22 protein-coding genes are annotated in these 21648 nt (G+C 53.3%); 6 read left to right on the forward strand and 16 right to left on the reverse strand.

The features are described from left to right. Positions 1–17 precede the first annotated feature (17 nt). On the reverse strand, positions 18–482 hold the full coding sequence (locus QEH53_RS17185; RefSeq protein ID WP_309024446.1) for an NfeD family protein: 465 nt from the start codon (positions 480–482) through the stop codon (positions 18–20). Continuing rightward, positions 479–1960 (reverse strand): ATP-dependent Clp protease proteolytic subunit, encoded by a 1482-nt coding sequence (locus QEH53_RS17190; protein ID WP_309024447.1) that lies wholly within the window; start codon positions 1958–1960, stop codon positions 479–481. The genes QEH53_RS17185 and QEH53_RS17190 overlap by 4 nt, the downstream gene beginning before the upstream one ends. A gap of 120 nt (positions 1961–2080) precedes the next feature. Between QEH53_RS17190 and QEH53_RS17195 the strand changes: the two genes are divergently transcribed. Beyond that, positions 2081–2998: a hypothetical protein gene (locus QEH53_RS17195; RefSeq protein WP_309024448.1), complete on the forward strand. Its 918-nt coding sequence runs from the start codon at positions 2081–2083 to the stop codon at positions 2996–2998. A gap of 134 nt (positions 2999–3132) precedes the next feature. Here QEH53_RS17195 and ndk read toward each other — a convergent pair whose 3' ends face one another. From ndk to fabG, 4 genes are all read right to left on the reverse strand, one after another. Beyond that, positions 3133–3549: a nucleoside-diphosphate kinase gene (ndk, locus tag QEH53_RS17200; protein WP_309024449.1), complete on the reverse strand. Its 417-nt coding sequence runs from the start codon at positions 3547–3549 to the stop codon at positions 3133–3135. Between the two features lie 46 nt (positions 3550–3595). Then, positions 3596–4846: a beta-ketoacyl-ACP synthase II gene (gene fabF / locus QEH53_RS17205; protein ID WP_309024450.1), complete on the reverse strand. Its 1251-nt coding sequence runs from the start codon at positions 4844–4846 to the stop codon at positions 3596–3598. A 90-nt stretch (positions 4847–4936) separates the two neighbouring features. Continuing rightward, entirely contained in the window at positions 4937–5197 is a 261-nt protein-coding gene (gene acpP / locus QEH53_RS17210) for an acyl carrier protein (protein ID WP_185658393.1), read from the reverse strand. 37 nt (positions 5198–5234) lie between these two features. Further along, positions 5235–5981: a 3-oxoacyl-[acyl-carrier-protein] reductase gene (gene fabG, locus QEH53_RS17215; protein WP_309024451.1), complete on the reverse strand. Its 747-nt coding sequence runs from the start codon at positions 5979–5981 to the stop codon at positions 5235–5237. A 174-nt stretch (positions 5982–6155) separates the two neighbouring features. Between fabG and QEH53_RS17220 the strand changes: the two genes are divergently transcribed. From QEH53_RS17220 to proC, 5 genes are read left to right on the forward strand one after another with little or no spacing between them, the layout of a single operon-like run. Next, positions 6156–6908: a pseudouridine synthase gene (locus QEH53_RS17220; protein WP_309024452.1), complete on the forward strand. Its 753-nt coding sequence runs from the start codon at positions 6156–6158 to the stop codon at positions 6906–6908. Positions 6909–6934: 26 nt separating this feature from the next. Beyond that, complete coding sequence (locus QEH53_RS17225) at positions 6935–7663, forward strand: hypothetical protein (protein ID WP_309024453.1); 729 nt, start codon at positions 6935–6937, stop codon at positions 7661–7663. A 48-nt stretch (positions 7664–7711) separates the two neighbouring features. Next, the gene (gene folD, locus QEH53_RS17230) at positions 7712–8587 is read left to right on the forward strand and encodes a bifunctional methylenetetrahydrofolate dehydrogenase/methenyltetrahydrofolate cyclohydrolase FolD (RefSeq protein WP_309024454.1); all 876 of its coding nucleotides are present in this window, start codon (positions 7712–7714) and stop codon (positions 8585–8587) included. A gap of 34 nt (positions 8588–8621) precedes the next feature. Then, positions 8622–9758, forward strand: a complete 1137-nt coding sequence (locus QEH53_RS17235) for a hybrid sensor histidine kinase/response regulator (RefSeq protein WP_309024455.1) — start codon at positions 8622–8624, stop codon at positions 9756–9758. 53 nt (positions 9759–9811) lie between these two features. Continuing rightward, complete coding sequence (gene proC, locus QEH53_RS17240) at positions 9812–10618, forward strand: pyrroline-5-carboxylate reductase (protein WP_309024456.1); 807 nt, start codon at positions 9812–9814, stop codon at positions 10616–10618. Between the two features lie 111 nt (positions 10619–10729). Here proC and QEH53_RS17245 read toward each other — a convergent pair whose 3' ends face one another. The 10 genes from QEH53_RS17245 to QEH53_RS17290 are packed head-to-tail and all read right to left on the reverse strand — an operon-like array spanning position 10730 to position 21640. After that, the gene (locus tag QEH53_RS17245) at positions 10730–11386 is read right to left on the reverse strand and encodes a cytochrome c (RefSeq protein WP_309024457.1); all 657 of its coding nucleotides are present in this window, start codon (positions 11384–11386) and stop codon (positions 10730–10732) included. Next, complete coding sequence (locus tag QEH53_RS17250; protein ID WP_309024458.1) at positions 11386–12015, reverse strand: cbb3-type cytochrome c oxidase subunit II; 630 nt, start codon at positions 12013–12015, stop codon at positions 11386–11388. The genes QEH53_RS17245 and QEH53_RS17250 overlap by 1 nt, the downstream gene beginning before the upstream one ends. Then, positions 12012–13493: a cbb3-type cytochrome c oxidase subunit I gene (locus QEH53_RS17255; protein WP_309024459.1), complete on the reverse strand. Its 1482-nt coding sequence runs from the start codon at positions 13491–13493 to the stop codon at positions 12012–12014. The genes QEH53_RS17250 and QEH53_RS17255 overlap by 4 nt, the downstream gene beginning before the upstream one ends. 42 nt (positions 13494–13535) lie before the next feature. Beyond that, positions 13536–13820, reverse strand: a complete 285-nt coding sequence (locus tag QEH53_RS17260) for a hypothetical protein (protein ID WP_309024460.1) — start codon at positions 13818–13820, stop codon at positions 13536–13538. Positions 13821–13829: 9 nt separating this feature from the next. After that, positions 13830–15056, reverse strand: a complete 1227-nt coding sequence (locus QEH53_RS17265) for a hypothetical protein (RefSeq protein WP_309024461.1) — start codon at positions 15054–15056, stop codon at positions 13830–13832. Then, positions 15053–15667 (reverse strand): cytochrome c, encoded by a 615-nt coding sequence (locus QEH53_RS17270; protein WP_309024462.1) that lies wholly within the window; start codon positions 15665–15667, stop codon positions 15053–15055. The genes QEH53_RS17265 and QEH53_RS17270 overlap by 4 nt, the downstream gene beginning before the upstream one ends. A gap of 4 nt (positions 15668–15671) precedes the next feature. Next, positions 15672–16202, reverse strand: a complete 531-nt coding sequence (locus QEH53_RS17275) for a DUF3341 domain-containing protein (protein WP_309024463.1) — start codon at positions 16200–16202, stop codon at positions 15672–15674. Position 16203: 1 nt separating this feature from the next. Then, entirely contained in the window at positions 16204–17658 is a 1455-nt protein-coding gene (gene nrfD, locus QEH53_RS17280) for an NrfD/PsrC family molybdoenzyme membrane anchor subunit (RefSeq protein ID WP_309024464.1), read from the reverse strand. Beyond that, the gene (locus tag QEH53_RS17285) at positions 17658–20987 is read right to left on the reverse strand and encodes a TAT-variant-translocated molybdopterin oxidoreductase (protein ID WP_309024465.1); all 3330 of its coding nucleotides are present in this window, start codon (positions 20985–20987) and stop codon (positions 17658–17660) included. Before QEH53_RS17285 ends, nrfD begins: the two co-directional genes overlap by 1 nt. Beyond that, complete coding sequence (locus QEH53_RS17290) at positions 20984–21640, reverse strand: cytochrome c3 family protein (protein WP_309024466.1); 657 nt, start codon at positions 21638–21640, stop codon at positions 20984–20986. Before QEH53_RS17290 ends, QEH53_RS17285 begins: the two co-directional genes overlap by 4 nt. Positions 21641–21648 lie beyond the last annotated feature (8 nt).

Below are 21648 nucleotides of genomic sequence, written 5' to 3' on the forward strand. Positions count from 1 at the left end.
AGTACTACTCATCATAATTATAATTTGGATACGGTTACTCTAAATTGATCAAACGAGTCGATTTTAACCGACTCCCCTTTTTCTAAAAATCCGCTGCGAGAGACCGCTTCGATCTTCTTCCCGTCAACGATGATGTAACCCGAGGGTGAGAGAGGAGTTGCCGTTTCCACCTGTCTTCCAATCATCGAATCATCGCCGACGTCTGGCTGGCTCTTACCCCCGATAGTGTCCTGAAGGAAGAGCCGCTTACCTGCAGCCGTTTTCGGCAAAATCTTGAATTCGAACCAAAGGCAAGCGACAAGGCCGACCAACCCAATCACGAAAGTCAGGATCGCTCCTTCCACCCCATATTGATCGAATGAAATCACTACAGCCGCTAACATGGCGATGCCGCCAAAGATTCCGACAATTCCACCCGGTATAAAAATCTCCAACATGATGAGGCCAAGCCCCAACGCTATCAGGCCGACGATCAAGCTCATGATTCAATAACCTCCACAACGTATCCAAAACTCGATTTTTCGACGACACGAATCTGAGCGCCATGCCTAGCTGAACCAAAGTTCAGTCGTGCCTCGAGTCGTCGCCCTTCGACCTCGATCTCGCCGCTGGGCATCAAGTCGGTTACCGCAAGCCCCATCGCCCCGATCAAGCTTTTGCTTTCCTGAACTGGTTCCCGAACCGCTTCGCCCGTGCTCATGCCAGAAATAGCATCCTTCAAGACCATCCGATCCCAGAGAACACTCTTCGGGATGAAACGTGCCAGCAAGATAACTCCGACAACCCCCATCAGGACACCGCCCACGAGGTTTTGGATCGGTCTTTCAAACATGGACCAAGTCCAAGTGAAGTCAGGGGTTTCCGCGGGCCAAACGTCGGCCATAGCCCAAACCAGACTCACCAACATCATGAAGAACCCTGGGATCGCGAAAAACAATGTGCCCGGCGCCACGAAGACCTCGAGCGCCAAAAGAGCCACCCCAACAACAAACAACAGCAGCGGCTCATGCCCCGATAGACCAGCCACGTTGTGGCCGAAAATTGCGACTAAAAAGAAGAATACACCGATGACGCCAAACACCCCAAACCCGGGCGTTTGGAATTCGACATACACACTAATCACCGCCACCGCCAAGAGAAACGGCGCCAAGCTGACGATAAACTGAGCAAGATTCAGAGACCAAGACGCTTCGAACCGGGTGATGACGGGAGCCTTATCCATGGTCAAACTCCCGATCAGCTTATCGAGTTCATCCACGATTCCAGATCCGAGCAAAGGCATGGGAGGTTCACCGTATTCTTGATGGGCCCGCTTGGCAGTCAAGTTGAGCAACTCGCCTTTTGGTGATATCACTTCCTCGCCGATCGTAAACTCAAATTCCGGATCCATCATGGCTCGAATCACATCGCTACGAAATGGGTACTGGTCCGTGTAAGCCTCCATCTTTGCGTTGAGGTAAGACATCAGCTTTCTTTTCATAGACTCGTTAATATCCTCTCCTTGCCCTGTCACCGGCTCCGCACTGCCGATCACTGCCTTCGAAGTGAAGTAGATTTCATCGGTTACGGCGGCGATAATCGCTCCCGCCGAAATCGCTTCGTCGTTAACGTAGGTGATCGTCTTTCCAGGAAAACGATCCAAGATTTCCATAATCTCCAAAGTCGAATCGAGGCGCCCGCCTGGCGTATTCATATCCAGTACCACGGACTCGTATCCTTCCGAAATGGCCGTTTTGACCCCCCCACGAATTGCAAACAATGTGGGTGGACCGATCGGGCCCTCTACCGGAATCACATAAAACTTGCTCACGTCATCTCCAACGGGGGTATCCAGGGCTTCGCTAGCTTGCTGCCGCTCAACACTATTAGGCTCGTCCGCCACAACTTGAGCTGTGGCATTTGAATTCGCGAAGATCGCCGTCAAAACGAGGCAAATCAGGGTACAGCAACGAATTATCATGGGTTAGGGAATGGTGACGCCAAGGGATACGAAATGCAAGACCCACCCATTGCAGTTCTCTTTCCTGAACTTTTGATTTCCAAAATCCAACGAAAGCCACTTTGATCGCACCTCACTAACATGGAGGAAATAGAGTATCTAGGAGAAACTATCTACCGCTGGGAGGTCGGGGCCTCGACCTATCTCGCCTCTCCCCGTCGTGGAGCGCGTTTGATGAACTGGAATCTCAGTTACGCGGACGGAACTTTCCGTGACGTCATTCACTGGCCTGACATCGACTCGATCGACAAGCTCGTCAAGGCCCGCGGTGGCAATCCCATACTCTTCCCATTCTCCGCACGCACCTTCTCGAAAGGCGAAATCCACAAGTGGGTCGCCCCCTCCGGAAAGACCTTGCCCATGCCGATGCATGGCATCGCTCGACAAAACGCGTTTGATATCACTCGTGCCGACAAAACAGGCTTCGCCGCAAAGCTCGTACAGGACAAGGCCGCGAAAGAAGCCTACCCTTTCGACTACGACTTCGAGGTTATCTACCGGTTTCAGGAAAAGGAGTTCAGCGTCGAACTCCGCCTCTCAAACCACGGCAAACAAAGTATTCCTTGGTCGGCCGGTCACCACTTTTACTTCACGATTCCTTGGCTCGACGGAACGACACGAGCGGACTACGACCTGAAGATTCCTGCAAAAAAAGCCGTACGCCATACCCCCAGCGGCAGTCTTGATCCGGTAAAAGGACTCAAGAAACCCGAATCCATCGCCAATCCCAGTATCGTTGACCGTATCCATTATCAACTTACAAACTCGCTAGTCGAATGCGTTTGCAAGCAAGACGACTCACGTTTAAAAATTGAAATAGGAACTCACGCAACTCCAAATCCCGGATACGCGCTGGTCACCTGGACCGAGTCCGACAATTCTCCATTCTTTTGCATCGAGCCATGGATGGGACCACCAAACGCCCCCGAGCACGAGATCGGACTCCACCAAGTCGGCCCCGGCGAGACACAGGCGTTCTCGGTTACAGTCTCGGTTTAGAAAGTATCATTGAGCGTTAGCCCGCGTCCGAATTGATGGATCGATTCTACGCAGCAGCGGGCTGAGAAGCCTTACAAAAAACCGTCACACTTTCGTGGGACGGTTTCCCAAATTAACAACTGTTTCCAGATCGATTACGCGTAAATCTCGTCGTCCGAAAAGAAACGTTTGAGCTCCGCGGCTGCGGTCTCAGGACCGTCCGACGCATGGACGACGTTGCGCATCATATCGGTGCCAAAATCGCCACGAATGGTGCCAGATGGAGCCTTGGTGGAATCCGTTGGCCCCAGCAACTCGCGAACGCGAGCGATCACATTCTCACCTTGGAGAGCTACGAAGATAACTGTACGGGAGCTCATGAAGGACTCAATCTCAGGGAAGAAAGGCTTATCCGCAACGTGAGCGTAATGCTCGCGTAGGATATCCGAGCCGAGCTTGGACATCTTGCTCGCTACAATCTCGAAACCTTCTTTTTCAAAGCGTGAGAGTACTTGGCCAGCGAGGCCTTTTTCCATACAGTCTGGCTTCAGGATGATGAATGTCTTTTCCATTTTAATTTCAGTTAACGGGTAGTGTAAAAATGTATCAACCGTTCCACTACACAGAGCGGAAGATTAACGATGCGTTTTGACCGCCAAAGCCAAGGCTGTTGCTCATGGTGATGCTGAGGTTGGCATCCCGAGCTTCGTTTGCCACATAGTCGAGATCGCAATCTGGATCCGGATTTTGCAAGTTCATGGTCGGGGCGACCTTGCCCTCCTGCAGCATCTTAGCGCAAGCAACTGACTCGATCCCGCCCGCAGCTCCGAGCAAATGACCGGTCATGGACTTGGTCGAGCTAATCATCAGCTTGTCGGCGTGAGCACCAAAAAGTCCGCGGACCGCTGCAGTTTCGAATTTGTCGTTGTATGGAGTGGAGGTGCCGTGAGCGTTGATGTACTCGATTTGCTCCGCGTTTAGATTCGCCGACTTGAGTGCGCGTTTCATAGCAGAGATGAGACCCTTACCTTCTGGATGCGGAGCGGTGATGTGATTCGCATCACAGGAAGCGCCGTATCCAGCAACTTCACAAATGATGTTTGCCCCACGCTTCTTGGCATGCTCGAGCGACTCTATTACGATAATGCCTGCGCCCTCTCCCATTACGAAACCATCGCGACCGGAATCGAACGGACGGCTCGCGTGCTCTGGGTCGTCGTTATTGGTAGACATCGCCTTCATTGAACAGAAACCTGCATAAGCGAGAGGCGTAATAGTCGCCTCACTACCTCCGCAAATCATGACGTCTGCTTCGCCGAGACGGATGGTCTTGAGAGCTTCACCAATCGCATGGGCACCTGTGGCGCATGCGCTGACGATTGAGAAATTAGGTCCCATGGCTCCGTACTCTATGGCAAGTACACCGGAAGCCATGTTGGATATAAGAGCTGGAATCAAGAAGGGAGACACCTTGCGTGGACCGCCTTCGAGCAGCTTCTGGGCATTTTTCTCCATGGTATCCATACCACCGATACCAGAGCCAACAAATACGCCGATACGTTCGGGGTCTTCCTTGTCGAACTCAAGACCAGACTGCTCGACAGCTTCCTTGGCAGCCGCGAATGCGAACTGCACGAAGCGGTCGTTGCGGCGCGCTTCCTTGGGATCCATGGCAGCGGCCGGATCGAAGTCACGGATCTGCCCACCTATCTTACAGGTAAACTTCTCCGTGTCGAAAGCATCGACACGGCTGATTCCGTTTTTGCCTGCGATCAGGCCATTGAAGAAGCTATCGACATCGAGACCGATAGGGGTGATGGCGCCGAGGCCAGTCACTACCACTCTTTGATTATCCGGCAATTCGCTCATAGAATGCTGAGGTTTTAGTACGAAAAAGTCGCTTGAAGCAAAGACTTCCAAGCGACTCTTGTCGAAAAATTGATTTTTACGGTCGGTCGCTTACGCGCCAGCCTTGCCGTTGATGTAGCTGATTACATCGCCAACAGTTTGAAGCTTTTCAGCGTCGGACTCAGGAATTTCACCGTTGATCTCATCCTTGAACTCTTCTTCGAAGGCCATGATAAGCTCGACTGTATCGAGAGAGTCAGCGCCCAAATCGTCGAGGAAAGATGCACCTGGGGTGATCTGCTCTTCGTTGACGTTGAGCTGGTTTACGATGATCTCAGAGACCCGTTGTTCGATTGTTTTTTCGTCAGCCATTTTCGGTCAAAAAATAAGTTATAAAAATCACGAGGGATCACATCGCCATGCCGCCGTCAACGGTAAAAACTTGGCCCGTGATATAATTAGCTTCCTCGGAGGCTAAGTAGGTAACCATGTTTGCGATATCCGCTGCTTCGCCCATTCTTTTAAGCGGGATTTGAGGAAGGATCATATCCAGTGCAGAATCGGCCAATTTCGAAGTCATATCCGTCTTGATGAAACCGGGAGCCACTGCGTTGACGGTAATACTGCGCGAAGCAAGCTCGCGAGCCAAACTCTTGGTGAACCCAATCATGCCCGCTTTAGCTGCGGAGTAGTTGGTCTGACCCGCGTTACCCATAATTCCGGACACCGAGGTGATATTGATCACCCGGCCAAAACGCTTGCGTGTCATCGGGCGAGCGAGGCCCTTCACCCAGTAGAAAACACTGTTCAGATTGGTGGAAACGACTTCTTCCCAGTCTTCCTCGCTCATGCGAAAAACCAGATTATCCCGAGTGATGCCAGCGTTGTTGACCAGAATGTCAATGTTGCCAAACTCTTCGAGAACCTCTTCGCAAACCTTTGCCACAGCCGCCTTGTCGCTGACGTCGACAGCTTTAGCGAACGCTTTGCCGCCAGAGGCGTTGATCGCTTCTGCTGCCGCTCCGCAGGAGGACTCGGATTGCGATACACAGATCACGGTGACGCCTTCCTTAGCGAGGGTTTCGGCGATGGCGCGGCCGATTCCGCGGCCCGCTCCAGTTACAAGGGCAACTTTGTTGTCGAAAGTGAGGTTCATAGATTGGGAAAGGTTGCGGTTTTCGAGCTCGACCTCCACGGTCTGGCTACCAAAAGACAAAAAGGACTACGCCTAGCCCGCCTCTTGGCAACGTTAGTTTTAGCGAAAGCAATTCTCATAGATAAGAAACATTGCCACAGCGGGTTTCCCCTGCACGATCTGCCGTTTTTTCCGATGGACTCGCCACAGCTGATACGAACTCAAAAACTCCTAGCCGACGCCGGGCTCTGCTCGCGGCGCGTCGCCGAGGAATACATCAAAAACGGGGAGGTCACCATCAACGGCAAAACCGCAGAGCTAGGCTCCAAGGTCGACCCCAACAAGGACGACGTACGCCTAAACGGTCGCCGCGTAAAGTCGGTGAAGAGCAAAAAGCAGCTCGTGATCGCTCTCAACAAACCGAAAGGCTTCATCTGCAGCAACGACGACCCGCACAACGAACGCACCGTTTTCGATTTGCTGCCGAAGGATTTCATGGGCGAGCGACTCTTCTGCGCCGGACGACTCGATAAGGACTCCGAGGGACTCCTGATCTTGACCAACGACGGTGACTTGGCCAACCGCCTCATGCATCCGTCGAACCTGATCACCAAGCGCTACCACGTTTCCCTCAAGCAAGCCTACCCTCGCTCCAAGCTTTTCCGGCTCATGCGCGGCGTAACCGTAGAAGGTGAGAAACTAAAAGTAGAAAAAGCGGTCTTCGCAGGAGACAAGAACAAGGAAGAGTCCACCGAACTCGATGTGGCTATGCACCATGGCAAGAAGCGCGAAATTCGACGGCTATTCCAAGCGCTCCACTTCGACGTGAAGAAATTAAAACGGTATCAGATCGGGCGATACAGTATCAAAGGCATGCCTAAGGGTGCCGGTATCGCGCTCACGTCCCGCGAAATCAGCCTGCTCTTCAAAGCCGATACGGACCTTTAACTTTAGCAATCAAACCGAAAAAGACCATGAAGCTAATCATCGCATCCCTTGCTTTCGTCCTAGCCTCCATCGCCTCCGCGGCAGATAGCATACCTGTCTTCCTTGACGCTAGCGAAGACTCGTTGCAAGTCGGCGAACTCGAAGCGATCTCTCTAGCGGTTCCCGCCCAATGGCCTCGCGGCGTCGAAGCCACCGAGGGATGGCAGCCCGTTTACTACCGCGACCTTTTCGAGGTGTACCTCGAAAATAATGACATCGCGAAGGACCTCTCAGCAAAACCAGGCCGGCCCTACTTAACTGCTCCCTCGAACGAGGCGCCGACCCTCGCCATCGCCACCGATAAAGATAAGATAGACATCATCAGCGTGGACTCTTGGTTCTGCAAAGCTCAGCTCGAAACCATCATCGTGGGCTACATCAAAAGCTCGTCGATAGAGGCGAGCAGCATCGTCAATAGCCTCGCCGAAGTTCCAGCTCGACAGATGTCCCAAAAATCCGATGCCGCTTCGATCACGGAGCTCGTCGGACGTTTCGAAAAAACCGGATTGATCGGGAAGACCCGCACGGGGATGGCCTACAAGCTCGCAGGGTTAGACGGGAAGACACTCGCCTTCATTGACACTTCCGAAGTTCCCGAACGGATACAGGTCCAGGAGTTTATCAACCGTGAGGTTCGCGTATCCGGATTTCTAAAACAGACGGGAGAGAACAATGATGTCATCCTTACGGCTAAATCGTTGAAGAAAGCGTTCTAGCTGCCTTCTTTACCTACACCCATTCGTCACCTCTTAAACCTCTTCTCAATGAAACTCATAGACGGAAAAAAGATCTCCCAAGATATCGTCTCCGAATTGACCGCGTCGGTCGCAAAGATCGAAGGTCAGAAGCCCTGCATCGCGTTCATCCGTGTAGGTGAGGATCCGGCATCCGTATCGTACGTTCGTCAGAAGAACAAGACCGCTGAGAAAATCGGCATTAAACCCATCCTTTTTGAGCTGCCGGAAACCATCACTCAAGAGGAGCTCTTCGCCAAGGTGGACGAACTCAACGCCGACAGCTCGGTACACGGCATACTCATCCAGTCCCCGCTTCCGGACGGGCTCAACGAACAGGCTGCCTTCAATCGTATCGACCCAAACAAAGACGTGGACGGCTTTCACGTGCAAAACGCTGGTCGAGTAGTACAGGAAGATCCAAACGGCTTCGCTTCCTGTACCCCTGCCGGAATTATCGAGATCTGCCAACGAGAAGGCATTTCACTCGAAGGCAAACATGTGGTCGTCATAGGTCGCAGCTTGATCGTAGGCAAAACCTTCGCCCTGCTCGCCATGCAAAAAGGGCCTCACGCCAACGCGACCGTCACCGTTTGTCACTCGCGCACCAAGAATTTGCCAGAGGTCGTGCGAGCAGGCGACGTGGTGGTAGCCGCAATCGGGCGACCAAATTTCGTGACCGCCGACATGGTCAAGGAAGGAGCCGTAGTGATCGACGTCGGCATCAACCGCGTCGAGGATGCTTCCAAGAAGTCTGGATACAGGCTCGTTGGCGACGTAGATTTCGCTGCGGTTGAACCCAAGGCTTCACGGATTACGCCAGTCCCAGGAGGAGTCGGTCCCATGACCGTCGCAATGTTGATGAAAAACACTTTCAAAGCCCACCAACTTCAGTCAGGTTCCTAGAAATCCTTCTCTGCAACGCCTTACCGCTTCCTTAATGAGCGAACTTTCTCCAACTCAAAACATTCCCAAGTCCAAGAGCACAGTACTCGTCGTCGATGACGAGCCGATAAATATTCAACTGCTGCAGAGAAAGTTGGAATGGGACGGGATTACCGTTCTCACCGCCACCAACGGAGAAGCTTGCCTGGAAGTAGCGAAAGAGGAACGCCCGGACCTGATTCTCCTCGACGTCATGATGCCCGGCATGGACGGGTTCGCAGTCTGCGCCAAACTCCGCGAAGACAAACGAACCAACGCGATCCCTGTCATTTTCGTAACCGCCCACAATTCCAAAAAGGGTAAGCTAGAGGGGTTAGAGGCTGGAGCAGTTGACTATATCACCAAGCCGATCGACCTCGACGAAACCATCGCACGCGTCCGAACCCAGCTAAGCTACCTTGCAATAAACAAGGCGAACGTAGAGCTGACTCGCCGCCTCGGCGAATCACGTCGCTCCGCTGCCATCGGCGCCCTTACGCAAGGTATCGCTCACAACTTGAACAACTTGCTCGGAGTGGTGATGGGCTACCTAGAGCTGGCGAAGGTCAACTACAAGGACCCGGACAAGGTCCTAAAGAACATTGCCCGCGTCGAGTCCGCCTCAAACCGAATTGTTGGAATTATCAAGCAACTCAGCACGGTCGCCTTCACAACGCGTCTGCCCCTCCACGAAATGGGGCTTGAGCGGTTGATAAGCGGAAGCCTCCGCAGAGCTCGCGAAGAAACCAACCGCGACTACGACGTCGAGGTGCAAAACCAAGTTGGTGAAATATTCATCAAGACAAACATCGAGGCCTTCGAGGATGCCTTGTCCAAATTGATTATCAATGCTTGGGAGAGTTATGGTCCTGATTACGCAGGCGAGCGTCCCATAAATTTGGAAGTAGAACAGGTAGACCAAGAGATCGAGTTTTCTATCGTAGACGAAGGGCGAGGTATCGATCCTGAGGTCGAAGAAAACATGTTCGAACCTTTCATCAGCACCAAGAACACCGTGGGGGTTGGCATGGGGCTCACCGTAGCCCGTCACGCGATACGCACTCTCGGTGGCGAAATCCACGTTCTGCCAAACGAGGATGGACAAGGCGTCACCGCGAAGTTCTCCCACCCTATAAACCGGGAAGAAAGCTAGCCTGTTCGTACGGGCAAACTTACTTCCCCTCACCTCCCAAGGAGGATAGAACTATGAAAATCGGATTCATCGGAGCCGGCAACATGGGCCGTGCCATCGCTAACGGATTAGTCGCCAAAGGCGTCTGCCAAGCAAACGCCTTGCTGTGCATCAGCGCCTCTGGAAAAGGCTCCGCCATCATGGCTGAGCAAACGGGGGCAAGCATCGCTTCCAGCAAACTGGAACTGATCGAGCAGTCTGACATCGTCGTGCTCGCCTTCAAGCCGCAGCACTTGGAAACTATCAGCGAAGAGGAAGCCACTGCCGCTAGCGGTAAGCTCGTCGTATCCGTGCTGGCAGGCCGTTCCCTCGCCTCCATGAAAGACGTCTTTCCGGACGCAGCGAATCTGGTGCGCGTCATGCCCAACACACCTTCTCAAATCGGGAAAGGCGTATCGACCTTTTGCTTCGAAAAGGTCCCAAGCGACGAGCAGAAAGAAACCGTGGAAGAGCTTCTCGCTTCGCTGGGCACCGCTTATGAAGTAGTTGAGGAACAACTACACGTCGCAACCGTTATTAACGGTTGCGGGCCTGCGTTCTACTTCCGTATCGCACAGCTTATCAGCGAAGCAGCAGACAAGCGCGGCCTAGACAAGGACCTAGCCCTACGCCTAGCTGCCGAAACGGGAATAGGATCTCTTGAACTTCTATTGGCTAGCAAACGCGACCCCAAAGATCTAATCGACGAAGTAGTTTCCCCTAATGGAGTGACGCATGCCTTACTCACAAGCCTCGACCGCCAAGGGCTACCAGCGATCATCGAACAATCGACAGAAGACGCGGCGAACCGCTCGATCGAGCTATCGCAAAACAAGAAATAGGTTCTCAAAAGCGTTGGTCGACCGCACTACTTGCAAATAACCCGACAGCGAAAAGCACAAAGGCCGCCCTCACTGAGAGGGCGGCCTTTGTATAAAAGTGTTCCAGTTAACTTAGAAGTGTTCGGAAAGTTCGCCAGCAGTCCATGCTCCACGGGATCCGATGTCTGCGCGAATTGCCGCAACCTGATCGGCGGTAACTTCTCCAGCATCATTATCCCATTCTGTACGAATGTACGTGATGACTGCAGCAATTTCTGCGTCATTCAAGACAGCGCCGAAAGCCGGCATCGCTCCGTTATAAGTGTTACCCTTGACTTGGATCTCACCCCCTAGACCCGCAAGCAGAACCTTGATAGATATCTCAGGAGCACCGGTCACCCATTCCGAACCGGCAAGCGGCGGGAACGCTCCAGCCAGTCCTTGTCCAGATCCTTGATGACAGGCCACGCACTGCTGAGTGTAGACTTTGCCGCCATCCACTACAACGGGGCCTTCCGGTTCTAGCGGACGATTCTTGTATGCTTCCATCGCAGCGATGTCTTGGCGATCGTGCAGAACGCTTGTCGAATCATACTCGGCGAAGTAGCGGCGCTGGTAGAACCAAGCGAAAACGAATACGATGATCAGAGCAGTCGCTGTAAAGAATGCGATAGGAGAGCCTTCTATACGCTTGCGGCGGATCTGGGCATGCACGCGTAGAACGCTCTCGTCACTAGCTTGACTAGCGTCGACTCCTGGCAGGTGGGGTTGTTCTTGATCGTCTTGCATCACTTGTAGGCGAGCTTTTCAGGCGTGGGAGCCTCTTCAATATCGTAGGCTTGGCTGAGGCCCAACATATAGGCAACCAATGCGTCCGCATCGCGAGTTGGTACATACTCGTAGCCTTCTTCGATCGTATCTTGAAACTCAGCAGGTAGCTTGAGGGCACGATCCGACGATTGCCCCACGATCTTTCTCTTTTCGAAGAGAAAGGTAAATGGAGGCATGTTACTGCCTGGCGTTACGATTTGCGGATTAAAGAAGTGGAGATAGTGCCAGTCTGCATCCGTGCGTCGTTCGCCCACGTTGGCGAGGTCAGGACCAACTCGGTTAGTTCCGGTGAAAACGACGTTTTGGTCGATGTAGTCGAGAGGCATAGACTGACGGTCACCCCACCCTCGCTCGAGGTCTGACCCAATGACGAGGGTTTGCTGAGTGTGACAGTTCACGCAGCCCTGCTCTTGATAGACTTCACGACCTTGCTCAGCGAGGCCCGCGAGAAGAGCTGGAACGCGATCCGCCCCTTTTCCGACAGGAGAGAGGTTACCACCTTCTTGAATAGGCTTAACCAAAGTGATCGCCCACGAGAGCGAAACGATGATGAGAACGCCGATGAAAATGAAAGGTCCTCTGTTCATGAGTGCGTGTACTCTAGTTCAGGAGCTGGCTCGATCAAGCCAGCTGATTTTTCCTTCTCTGTTCGTGGAGAGAGGAGTATCCAAATAAACGACACGGCGTAGGCAAAGTTGCCAAAAGCGGCGATCACGAAGCCAAGCGCTGTAAGGAAGAGATAGGAGTCTGTGGCTTTGAGGATATCAATAGTGTCGGCAGTGCTTCCGTTGAGCAAGGAACCATGAGCGTAGCCACCGGATAACATTCCCACCGCGATCAAAAAGATTCCAAGTCCCTGCATCCAAAATTGAAGGTCTGCCAAAGAAGAGTTGGGCAACTCCTTGTTCAGCAAACGGGGTAAAATATAATAAACCATGCCGGTAAAAGCCATTCCCGCAAAACCCACGAGGAAGAGGTACCGAACTCCGTCGGCGAACTGGCTGAACTGCGTCAGTTCCTGAACCTCACGAAGCGAGCCTATGATCGTCAAGACCGTTGCCACGATGAAAGCCACCACCCCATAAAATACGTAGCGCACAGAAACGGTATCCCAGATTTTGGAGAAGCTTGCGAACAAGCTCGTAAGGAATTGCATGGTGAAAACAGAGAGCGGAAGGAAAAGCCCGAAACTTGCTACCACACCCACGGATGCAACCCACGCTGGGAAAGGTCCATTTACCAAAGATGCAAGTCCAGCGGCACTGGAGAAGAAAATCCAGCTCCAGAAGGCGATGCCTGATTGGCGATAACCGATGATATGCTGGCCGAGAGCTTTAGGAATCAGATAATAGATCGTCGCAAAGGCGAAAGGAGCTACGACAAGGCCAATCAGATTTCCGCCAAACCAAGCAGCAACGACACTTTGGAAAACGCCTTGGGCCGGTAAAGAAAAAATCATCACCTGAGCCACGGTGAATATCCAAACGAAGCAGAAAACACCGGCGAGAGCGTACCATTGAGAAGCGAAGGAGGACCGGTAAGCCCGCGCCTTGAATGCGAGCAGGATCCAGATCCCAATTCCGATGAAGGCCGCGAAGAGAAAAGGCGCCGCGTAAGTAGGAAACTCGAGCATACGGTACGGGGTTTGGTCCCCCCTGAAGATACCAAACAAGCCGATGAACACGGCGAGGTTCCAGGCTGCAGTCGCAATTATTAGCACGCCGCTATTGCCGATTGGGCGGCCACCGAGGCGGGCGATGATCCACGCTACGCAAGCAAGGCCTGCATTGAATAGCCAGCCGTATACGAGGGCGTTCCAAAATGCTGGGTAAGCCTTGCCGTAAGTTAGCCATGCATATTCGGATAGGTAGGTCGGCGAGATCAGTTTGACCGAAACGATCAATCCGAGCAAGGAAGCGACGAGCAGCCAGAAAACTGAGCCCTTGATCAGACCCAGCACCGCGAAGCGCATGGAAGAGTCGATCTTCTGTTCCCTTTCACGCTGCGATCCATCGCCTTCCAAACTGGGGAAAATCGATGAAAAGAGGTTGCAGATCAAATTCATAGCTTAGTTCGAAGTTGCGAGTGCGCCGCGTCGAGAAGCCTCTTACTTAGAGTTTTCGGCGATCACGAGCTCCTTCGCTCGCTCGATAGAAAGGCGAACCTTGCCGTTGGCGGCGTCGGTTACCGTTGTCGTTGAGAGGAGAGACTCAGCCGCTCCGCGGTGTTCCGCGAGGGTCTTGTCTGGTACTGTGAAGTTGGATACTTCTTCAGTCTCGGTCGAATCGACGTATACCTTGCTGGTGAGGAACCAGAAAAGCAGGAACAGGCCGATGATGGCGACGACGACCGGGAATGAACTACGCGATGGTGTATGCGCTTGAGCAGTCATTTGGAAAAACTAGTGGTTGTGGTTCAAGCACTCCCCTATACGAGGGTCGCGAATTGGAATAATCTTAACCTTGTAATAGCTGGTCCAGTAGGCCCAGAGAAGGATACCGATTCCGCCCAAAACCGAGGCTGCGAGCCAAAGGAAGCCGAGAGGCTGATGGAGGAGCTGAGCTGTTTGACCATGGATCTTCAAGGATGGGAGAATGTTGAAGATCAGGTCGAACAATTGCATGAAGAGGATCCAACAAGCCATGAACACCATGGCCGGGTACTTGGTCTTCAACGGGAATTGGAGCATAAACAAGAACGGAAAGAGGAAGTGACCGAATATCAGGAACATGGATACGCCGTACCACATGCCCTCCTCACGAAAATTGTACCAGAATGTTTCTTCTGGAATGTTTCCGTTCCAGATTAAGAAGTACTGCGAGAAGCTGATGTAAGCCCAGAAAACCGTGAACGCGAAGCTGAGGGTGCTCAGGTCGTGCAAGTGCTTGGTGTTGAATATCCCCTTGAGAGGACCCTTCGCAACGAGGAAAGCAGCAACCAATATGAGTACAGCGAGGGCTGCACGCATGGAGTTGGCGAAGAACCAAACACCGAACATGGTGGAGAACCAGTGGTACTCGAGGGACATGATCCAGTCGAATCCGGCCATTGACCAAGTTAAGGCCACCACAATCAAACCGCCGGCCGCGTGCTTGCGGCTAGAGTAAGTATGCTCTGCAGAACCGTCGGCATCCTGAGAGAAAGAGTTACGACGGAAGGTACGTGCAAAGTAGATCCAAGCGGCGAAACAGGCAGCCGCACGTATCCAGAAGAAAGTTTCGCTCAACCACCAAGTCTTCTTCAAGTAGAGCGGGTCAGTACCCACTGTACCATGTCCGTGGAGCTCGTGTTCGAGGTCCATCCATATCCAAAGCGTATCCTGCTTGTAGAGGTAGGTGATGAGAAAGAGTGGGATGAAAAGCACTGCCATCCAAGGAAGCGCCGCGAGGAAATTTTCAGCCTGACGACGGATCACTGTGGACCAGTAAGCGTCGAAGATATGGTGAATCATCACCAAAAAGAGCATTCCGATGGTGATCGACGTGGTGAAGATCAAGCCAATCAGATAACAGAAGGAGGCCATCCGAGGGTCGACGAACATGCCGACAAACGAAATTATCAGGCCAACGGCGCCGATCAATAGCCACTTAGTTGGGTTCGGAAGCGAAGCGTCGCGTTCTGCACTCATAGTCCTAGTTCCCCCTTGCTAGCAGGAGTTAAGTCATTAATGGAGCCGTTCGCTGCGCGCTGGAGAGCACGGACGTAGAGAACGACCTTCCAACGGTCTTCGACCGAAAGCTTTTCTTTGTAGCCATACATGCGACCGCTGCGGCTACCGTTACCGATGTAATAGTAGATCTCGCCGTCGGCCATATCCGTGTAGGGTGCTGCTGTTAGGTTCGCAATTGCCGACATTCCAAAGGCAGCAGTGCGGCCGTTGCCATCGCCCGCCGAGCCGTGACACGGCGTGCAGTAGATCTCGTAACGTTCCTCACCACGTTCCATAGCAGCTTGGGTCACTTCGATTGGGAAACCATTTCCGTAAGCCTCACCGTTCTTGCCAGTCGCTCTGTAGGCATTTGGTTCAAAGGTACCGCGTGCGACCGTTCCAGAAACTGGCAAGCGATCCGTGCGACCATCCGAAAAGAAGGCGCTCTCGTCCTGCGGCTGGTACTTCGGCATGTGGTCCATGTCATCGAAAATCTCGAGAGGACGCTTTGTCGTCTTTGTGCCTCGAAAGCCGAGCACGCTTATCGCCGCGATTACGACGAATGCAAATATCAGGTATACGTAGCGCATCTCGTTATTTCTCCATGTCGGAAACTTCTACCGGATGCAGCCCTTCGATGAAGGAGCGCGTCTTGGCGTCGTCGTACTGAGGATCTTCGGACTCGATGTAGAGGAAGAATTTGTCGTCAGACATTTCTGCAATCTTCTCGGTCTTGAGCGCCGAATGATAATGCATCGGCAACTTGTTGAGGATAAACATGCCTAGGATCGAAGCAAAGGCAGAGAAGAGGATGGTAAGCTCGTAGGATACCGGGAAGGCAAAGTACGGGCTGAAGAGTGGCTTACCGCCGATAAGAATCGGGTAATTCACTGCGTTGGTGAAGTAGATCATGCTCATACCGGTAATGAAACCAGCGGTACCGCCCACGATAGTGAAGCGAGGCACCCAAGAACGCTTAAGCCCCATCGCTCCGTCCATACCGTGAATCGGAAAAGGCGTGATCACGTCCCAGCGCTTGAAGCCAGCGTCCCTCACCTTCTCGGCTGCGTGCATGATATCAGCCGGGGTGTCGAACTTTGCGAGAATTCCAAATTTGTCCGCCATTTTAGTTATTAACGTAGTCGCCGCTGCCGGCTTTGTGAGAGTGAACGTGGTGGGGATCAGCCTGAGGGGTGACTGCCTTGATCTCCGCCATCGCCATTAGAGGCACGAAGCGAAGGAATAGCAGGAACAGCACAGAGAAGAGACCAAAGGTTCCAAGGTAAGTAAAGATGTCCACTACTGTCGGAGAGTAGTAACCCCAGCTCGATGGAAGGAAGTCGCGAGACAGCGAAGTCACCGTAATAACGAAACGCTCGAACCACATGCCGACGTTAACGAAAAGGGAGATGACCCAAACGAGCGTCGTATTTTCGCGGATCTTTTTGAACCAGAAGAACTGCGGGGAGATAACGTTACATGAGATCATGATCCAGTAAGCCCACGCATAGTTACCGAAAGCTCGGTTCACGAAAGCGAAGATTTCGAAGTCGTTCGCGCCATAGGCCGCGATGAAGAACTCCATACCGTAAGCATATCCAACCATCGTACCGGTGGCCAAGATGATCTTGGTCATACAGTCGATATGGTACTGGGTGATGAGGTCCTGCAGACCGTAGATAGCGCGCAGTGGCAGCATCAAAGTGATTACCATTCCAAAGCCGGAGAAGATCGCGCCCGCGACGAAGTACGGGGGGAAAATAGTGGTGTGCCAGCCTGGAACCAAGGAGATCGCGAAGTCGAAGGATACGATCGTATGAACGGAAAGCACGAGCGGCGTCGAGAGACCTGCTAGGATTAGGTAGAGCATTTCGTAGTTGCTCCAGTGGCGATTCGAGCCGCGCCAGCCCATAGCAACGATACCGTATGCGATCTTGCGGAACTTGGTCTTCGCACGGTCGCGAACGGTAGCGAAGTCGGGGATCAAACCGATGTACCAGAAAAGCACGGAAACCGTACCGTAAGTAGATACCGCGAACACGTCCCAAAGCAGCGCCGAACGGAAGTTCGGCCAGATGGCATTCGCGTTCGGAAACGGGAAAAGGTACCCCGGATATATCGCAAACCAAACACGTCCGACGTGAAAGACTGGAAACAAACCCGCGCAGACCACCGCGAAAATCGTCATCGCTTCCGCCGCACGGTTGATCGAGGTGCGCCACTTTTGCCTCAAAAGACAGAGAATCGCCGAGATCAGTGTACCCGCGTGACCAATACCGATCCAGAATACGAAGTTAACGATAGCCCAGCCCCAGTTGACGGGATTGGCCAGTCCCCACACACCGACACCCGTTACCGTAAGGTAAACAAGACCGATGAGCGTAAAGCTCGCGGTGCAGCAAGCGATGATGAAGCACACCCACCACCAAGTAGGAGTCTTCTCTTCGATGATACCGCAGATCTTTTCAGTGATCCAATTGAAGGAACGATCGTTCGCCACGCACGGCTGGCGTGGGATGTTGACTGGATTCACTTCATCGAGAATCGCTGGTCTCACTTCTTGAGAGTGTGAGCTAGACATTAGTGGTGTCCTCCTTCGCTGTCAGAATGGGAGTCATGGGTAGCAGCTTCTTCGTGCAGCTCGCTAGATCCATGTTCGCCATGGGATCCGTGAGAAGCGTAATTGTATTCTACAGTAGAAAGCGGTTGGCTTTGATAATCGGGCATTTCCGGATTCGGATTACGGACACGTCCCATAAATGTGGTACGTGGACGTGTGTTCAGGTAGCCAAGCAGCGAATACGAACGCTCGTTTTCTCGAAGTTGCGAAACACGACTGTCAGCATCCCTAAGGTCTCCGAACACGATCGCATCTGTCGGGCAAGCCTGCTCGCAGGCGACCTTGATAACTCCATCGCGGACACGAACATCGTCGCCGGCACCCGCCTTAGCCTGTTGGGCGATCTTAGCTTGGTTAATGCGCTGAACACAAAAAGTACACTTCTCCATCACTCCGCGCATACGCACGGATACGTCCGGGTTCTGAGCCATCTGCACGAGCTCCGGCATGCCCTTTGGAGCGAGTGGCCCCATGTAGAGCTTATCGAGCTCGCGTTGCTGATAGTCGAAAAAGTTAAAACGACGTACTTTGTAAGGGCAGTTGTTCGCGCAGTAACGTGTACCGATACAACGGTTGTAAGCCATGGCGTTGAGGCCCTCTTCGTCGTGAACGGTTGCGTTGACAGGACAAACCGTCTCACACGGAGCGGTTTCGCAATGCATACAAGCGATCGGCTGGAGCGATACTTGAGGATCTTCGGGGATCTCGGTGTTGTCCGTAGAAGTGGATGAGAAGTATCGGTCGAGGCGGATCCAATGCATCTCACGCCCGCGTCGAACTTGGTCGCGACCGACGATTGGTATATTGTTCTCGCTCTGACATGCAATCACGCAGGAATTGCAACCCGTACAAACGTTTAGGTCGATGCTCATGCCCCACTGATGGGTACCTGTTAGGTCCGGATGCTCATAGATCGAACCGCCACGAGGGGTTTCGGTGACCTTCTCTTGAGTCGACATCGTCTCCGCGACCTCGCCGTAAATAGCGGGCGAGTGCGACTCCATACCGAGTCGGTCGACGAATCCTGCATCCTTCTGGTAAGTTTCGAGATTAGCTTCGCGAACGATTGCCCTCCCTTCCATCGACCAGTGTTCCTGCGTGCTAGCAAGTTGGTACTGGGCGCCAGTTAGAACGAGCGTCGCATTGGCAACAAAAGCAGATGCGGAACGGATCGCGTAGGCGCTGAAGCCGGATCCAGTGCCAACTCGGCCAGTCTTTGTACGACCGTATCCAAGTGGCAATACCACAGTGTAGTTGTCGAGACCGGGTTGGATGTGAATAGCTCCCGTGACTTCCCGACCATCCACAGTGATGGTGGCCACCGATGCAAACTGGCGACCATCGCGAACCTTATTGGGGTTCTTGCGAGCAACCTGGATCGCAGAATCCGACGCGACGATTCCCAAATCCTTGGCGAGAACTGGACTTATATTGATCGCATTGTCCCAAGTAAGCTTAGTCATTGGGTCCGGACATTCCTGCAACCAACCATTGTTGACGAAGCGTCCGTCGTCGACTGAGGCGTCGTTGAGGAACCGAATCTCAAGGCGTTCCTGAGTCGGAGCAGCCGGAGATTGATAGCCGTTTAGTAAATCCGCAACCTGGAGACCGGATACGTTGCTGTTGGAAACACTGTAGCCAGCGGAGAGGAAACCTTCGTTGAGGAAAGCATCGAAAGCTCGCTTGCCTGAATTTCCGTTCTCCGACTGGAAAGTCGAATAAACGAGGCTATAACCATCTGCATTCGCTTCACCTACCAAACGAGCAAGTACTTCGATTTCGGATACGCCGTCAAAAAGCGGCAGGATCATGGGTTGCTGCGCAACAAAATCGCCACCGTAGGTGCGTCCATCACCCCAAGCCTCGAGGAAGTGGGCTTGCGTGATATGGTAGCTGGCTTTTTCGGAAGTCTCGTCGGCGTAGTAACCAAGACGAACGACCTCCCCTACTTTCTCGAGCAGAGCTGCAAAATCGATTCCCGCTGGCGCGTTGTAAACGGGGTTACCGCTGAGAACTACGAGCGAGTTGACAGAACCAGATTCGATGTTGGAGGCAAGATCCTGGATGGATACGCTCGCAGCGTTGTCAACCGCAACGAGAGAGACAGTTTTCTTCAGGTTGCCCAGCTTTTCGTTGACCAAGAGGCCAAGAGCGTGAGCTTCCGGAGAAAGGTGCTGACCTACGAAAACAAGACACTCGCCCTTGTGGGCTGAAAGGTCTTCCGCGCACTTGGCTGCCCATTCTTGGGTCGCCGGGTCTAGCTTGCCGGCAAGCGAGCTTAGCGTAGAATTGAGGGAGTTACCTTCTACGCCGAGGTCGAGTTCCAGAGCGACCGCTGCAAGGAAGGAAACCATCTGGCTAGAAGCAAGGCGCTTGCGGTGGTCCGCCATGGCTCCAGTGAGCGAGAAGTTGCTCTCCACAGAGTAGAGGCGGTTCATTTCATCTTTGCTGGAGCGGACACGGCGTCCATCAGCAAATTGCTTGGAGAACTGCACTGCTCCTTGCTCTTCGTCGAGGAAGTCCGCGTCTACCGCGAGGATGCGGGACGCATTGGTAAGGTCGTACTTCGGCTGAAGCGAATCATTGCCCGTTACTTTAGCCGCAGCGATACCTGCGTTGGTCGCATCGATCGCGTCATATTCTGCCCAAGTGGCTTCAGGGAAGGCGTCGAGGAAGGCTTTCTTGAGGCGGAGTCGCGTTGGCGAAGATGAGCTTTCAGCGAGAACTGCCACCCCCGAGCCGTTGGATGCGGAGTACTTCTTGTTAAGAGAAGCGAGCAGGTCGCTGACGTCCGCGTTGCTAATTTTAGCTGTGCCCTTGGTGTGAGCAGTCGCACGATCTGGATCGTAAAGATCTAGAATAGCAGCTTGGGCCTTGCGGGTCGTTCCGCCTCTGTATCCAGGATGATCGGCGTTACCTTCAACCTTGGTGGGGCGACCGGTGTGCGTCTCGATCAGAAGCGGAAGCGTTTCACCTCGAAGCGGGAAACCTGTAGCGTAATACAGAGCCTGACCAGGAACCTGGTGCTCGGGCATCTTCGAATGCGGGAGAATATGGGAATCCGGACGACGGCAACCCGCGAAACCGAGACCGCCGATTGCGAAGGAAGCCGCCATGATCTTGAAGAAGTGGCGACGATCCACCTCGTTCATCTCGGAAGCTTCCGGTCCGAACTCGCGCTCTACTTGAGCGAGGAATTCGGGCGATTGCGACAGCTCGTCTAGGCTGCGCCAGTAGCGCGGGCCAGACAGTTCCGCTGATTCAGGGTGATTGTAAGGTGCGCGTTTCATCGATGGCAGCCTGTGCAGCTTTGAGGAGGAGTGATGTTGCGTTCGTCAACAAACTTGAGGCCGTCCTTGATTTGGCCCTGCTTGCCGCCTGGGTGTACCCAGTCGAGATTGTAGACTTGGTCTACTGGACGTAGAACTTCTTCCGGATTACGGTGACAGTCGAGACACCAGCCCATGCTCATCGGCTCGGCGTGGGAAACGACTTCCATCTCGTTGACTTGGCCGTGGCACTCCACACAGGAGACGCCGCGGGTTACGTGAGCCTGGTGGCTGAAGTAAACATAGTCAGGGACTTGGTGGACGCGCTTCCAAGCGACAGGCTCGCCAGTAGCGTAGCTCTCTCGAATCGGAGCCAGAAGATCGCTGTCCGTCTTAATCATGCTGTGACACTTCATGCAAGTGTCCGCGGCAGGGATGTTGGCGACGTCAGACTGGTCAACCTTATCGTGACAGTAACGGCAGTCGAGACCGAGCTCGCCGACGTGGAAACTGTGGTCGTATGGGACCGGCTGGGTTGGCTCGTAGCCAACTCGCACGTACTTCGGCGTCACATAATAGGTGATGCCGGCGAGGAGCGTAGTCACGAAGACGAAGACGAAAACAACGATCTTCAATGGCAACGCGTTCGACCACTTTGGAAACACTTTGGACATAGCGGTAA

The sequence above is a fragment of the Pelagicoccus sp. SDUM812002 genome (genome assembly GCF_031127835.1).
Lineage (GTDB): Bacteria > Verrucomicrobiota > Verrucomicrobiia > Opitutales > Opitutaceae > Pelagicoccus.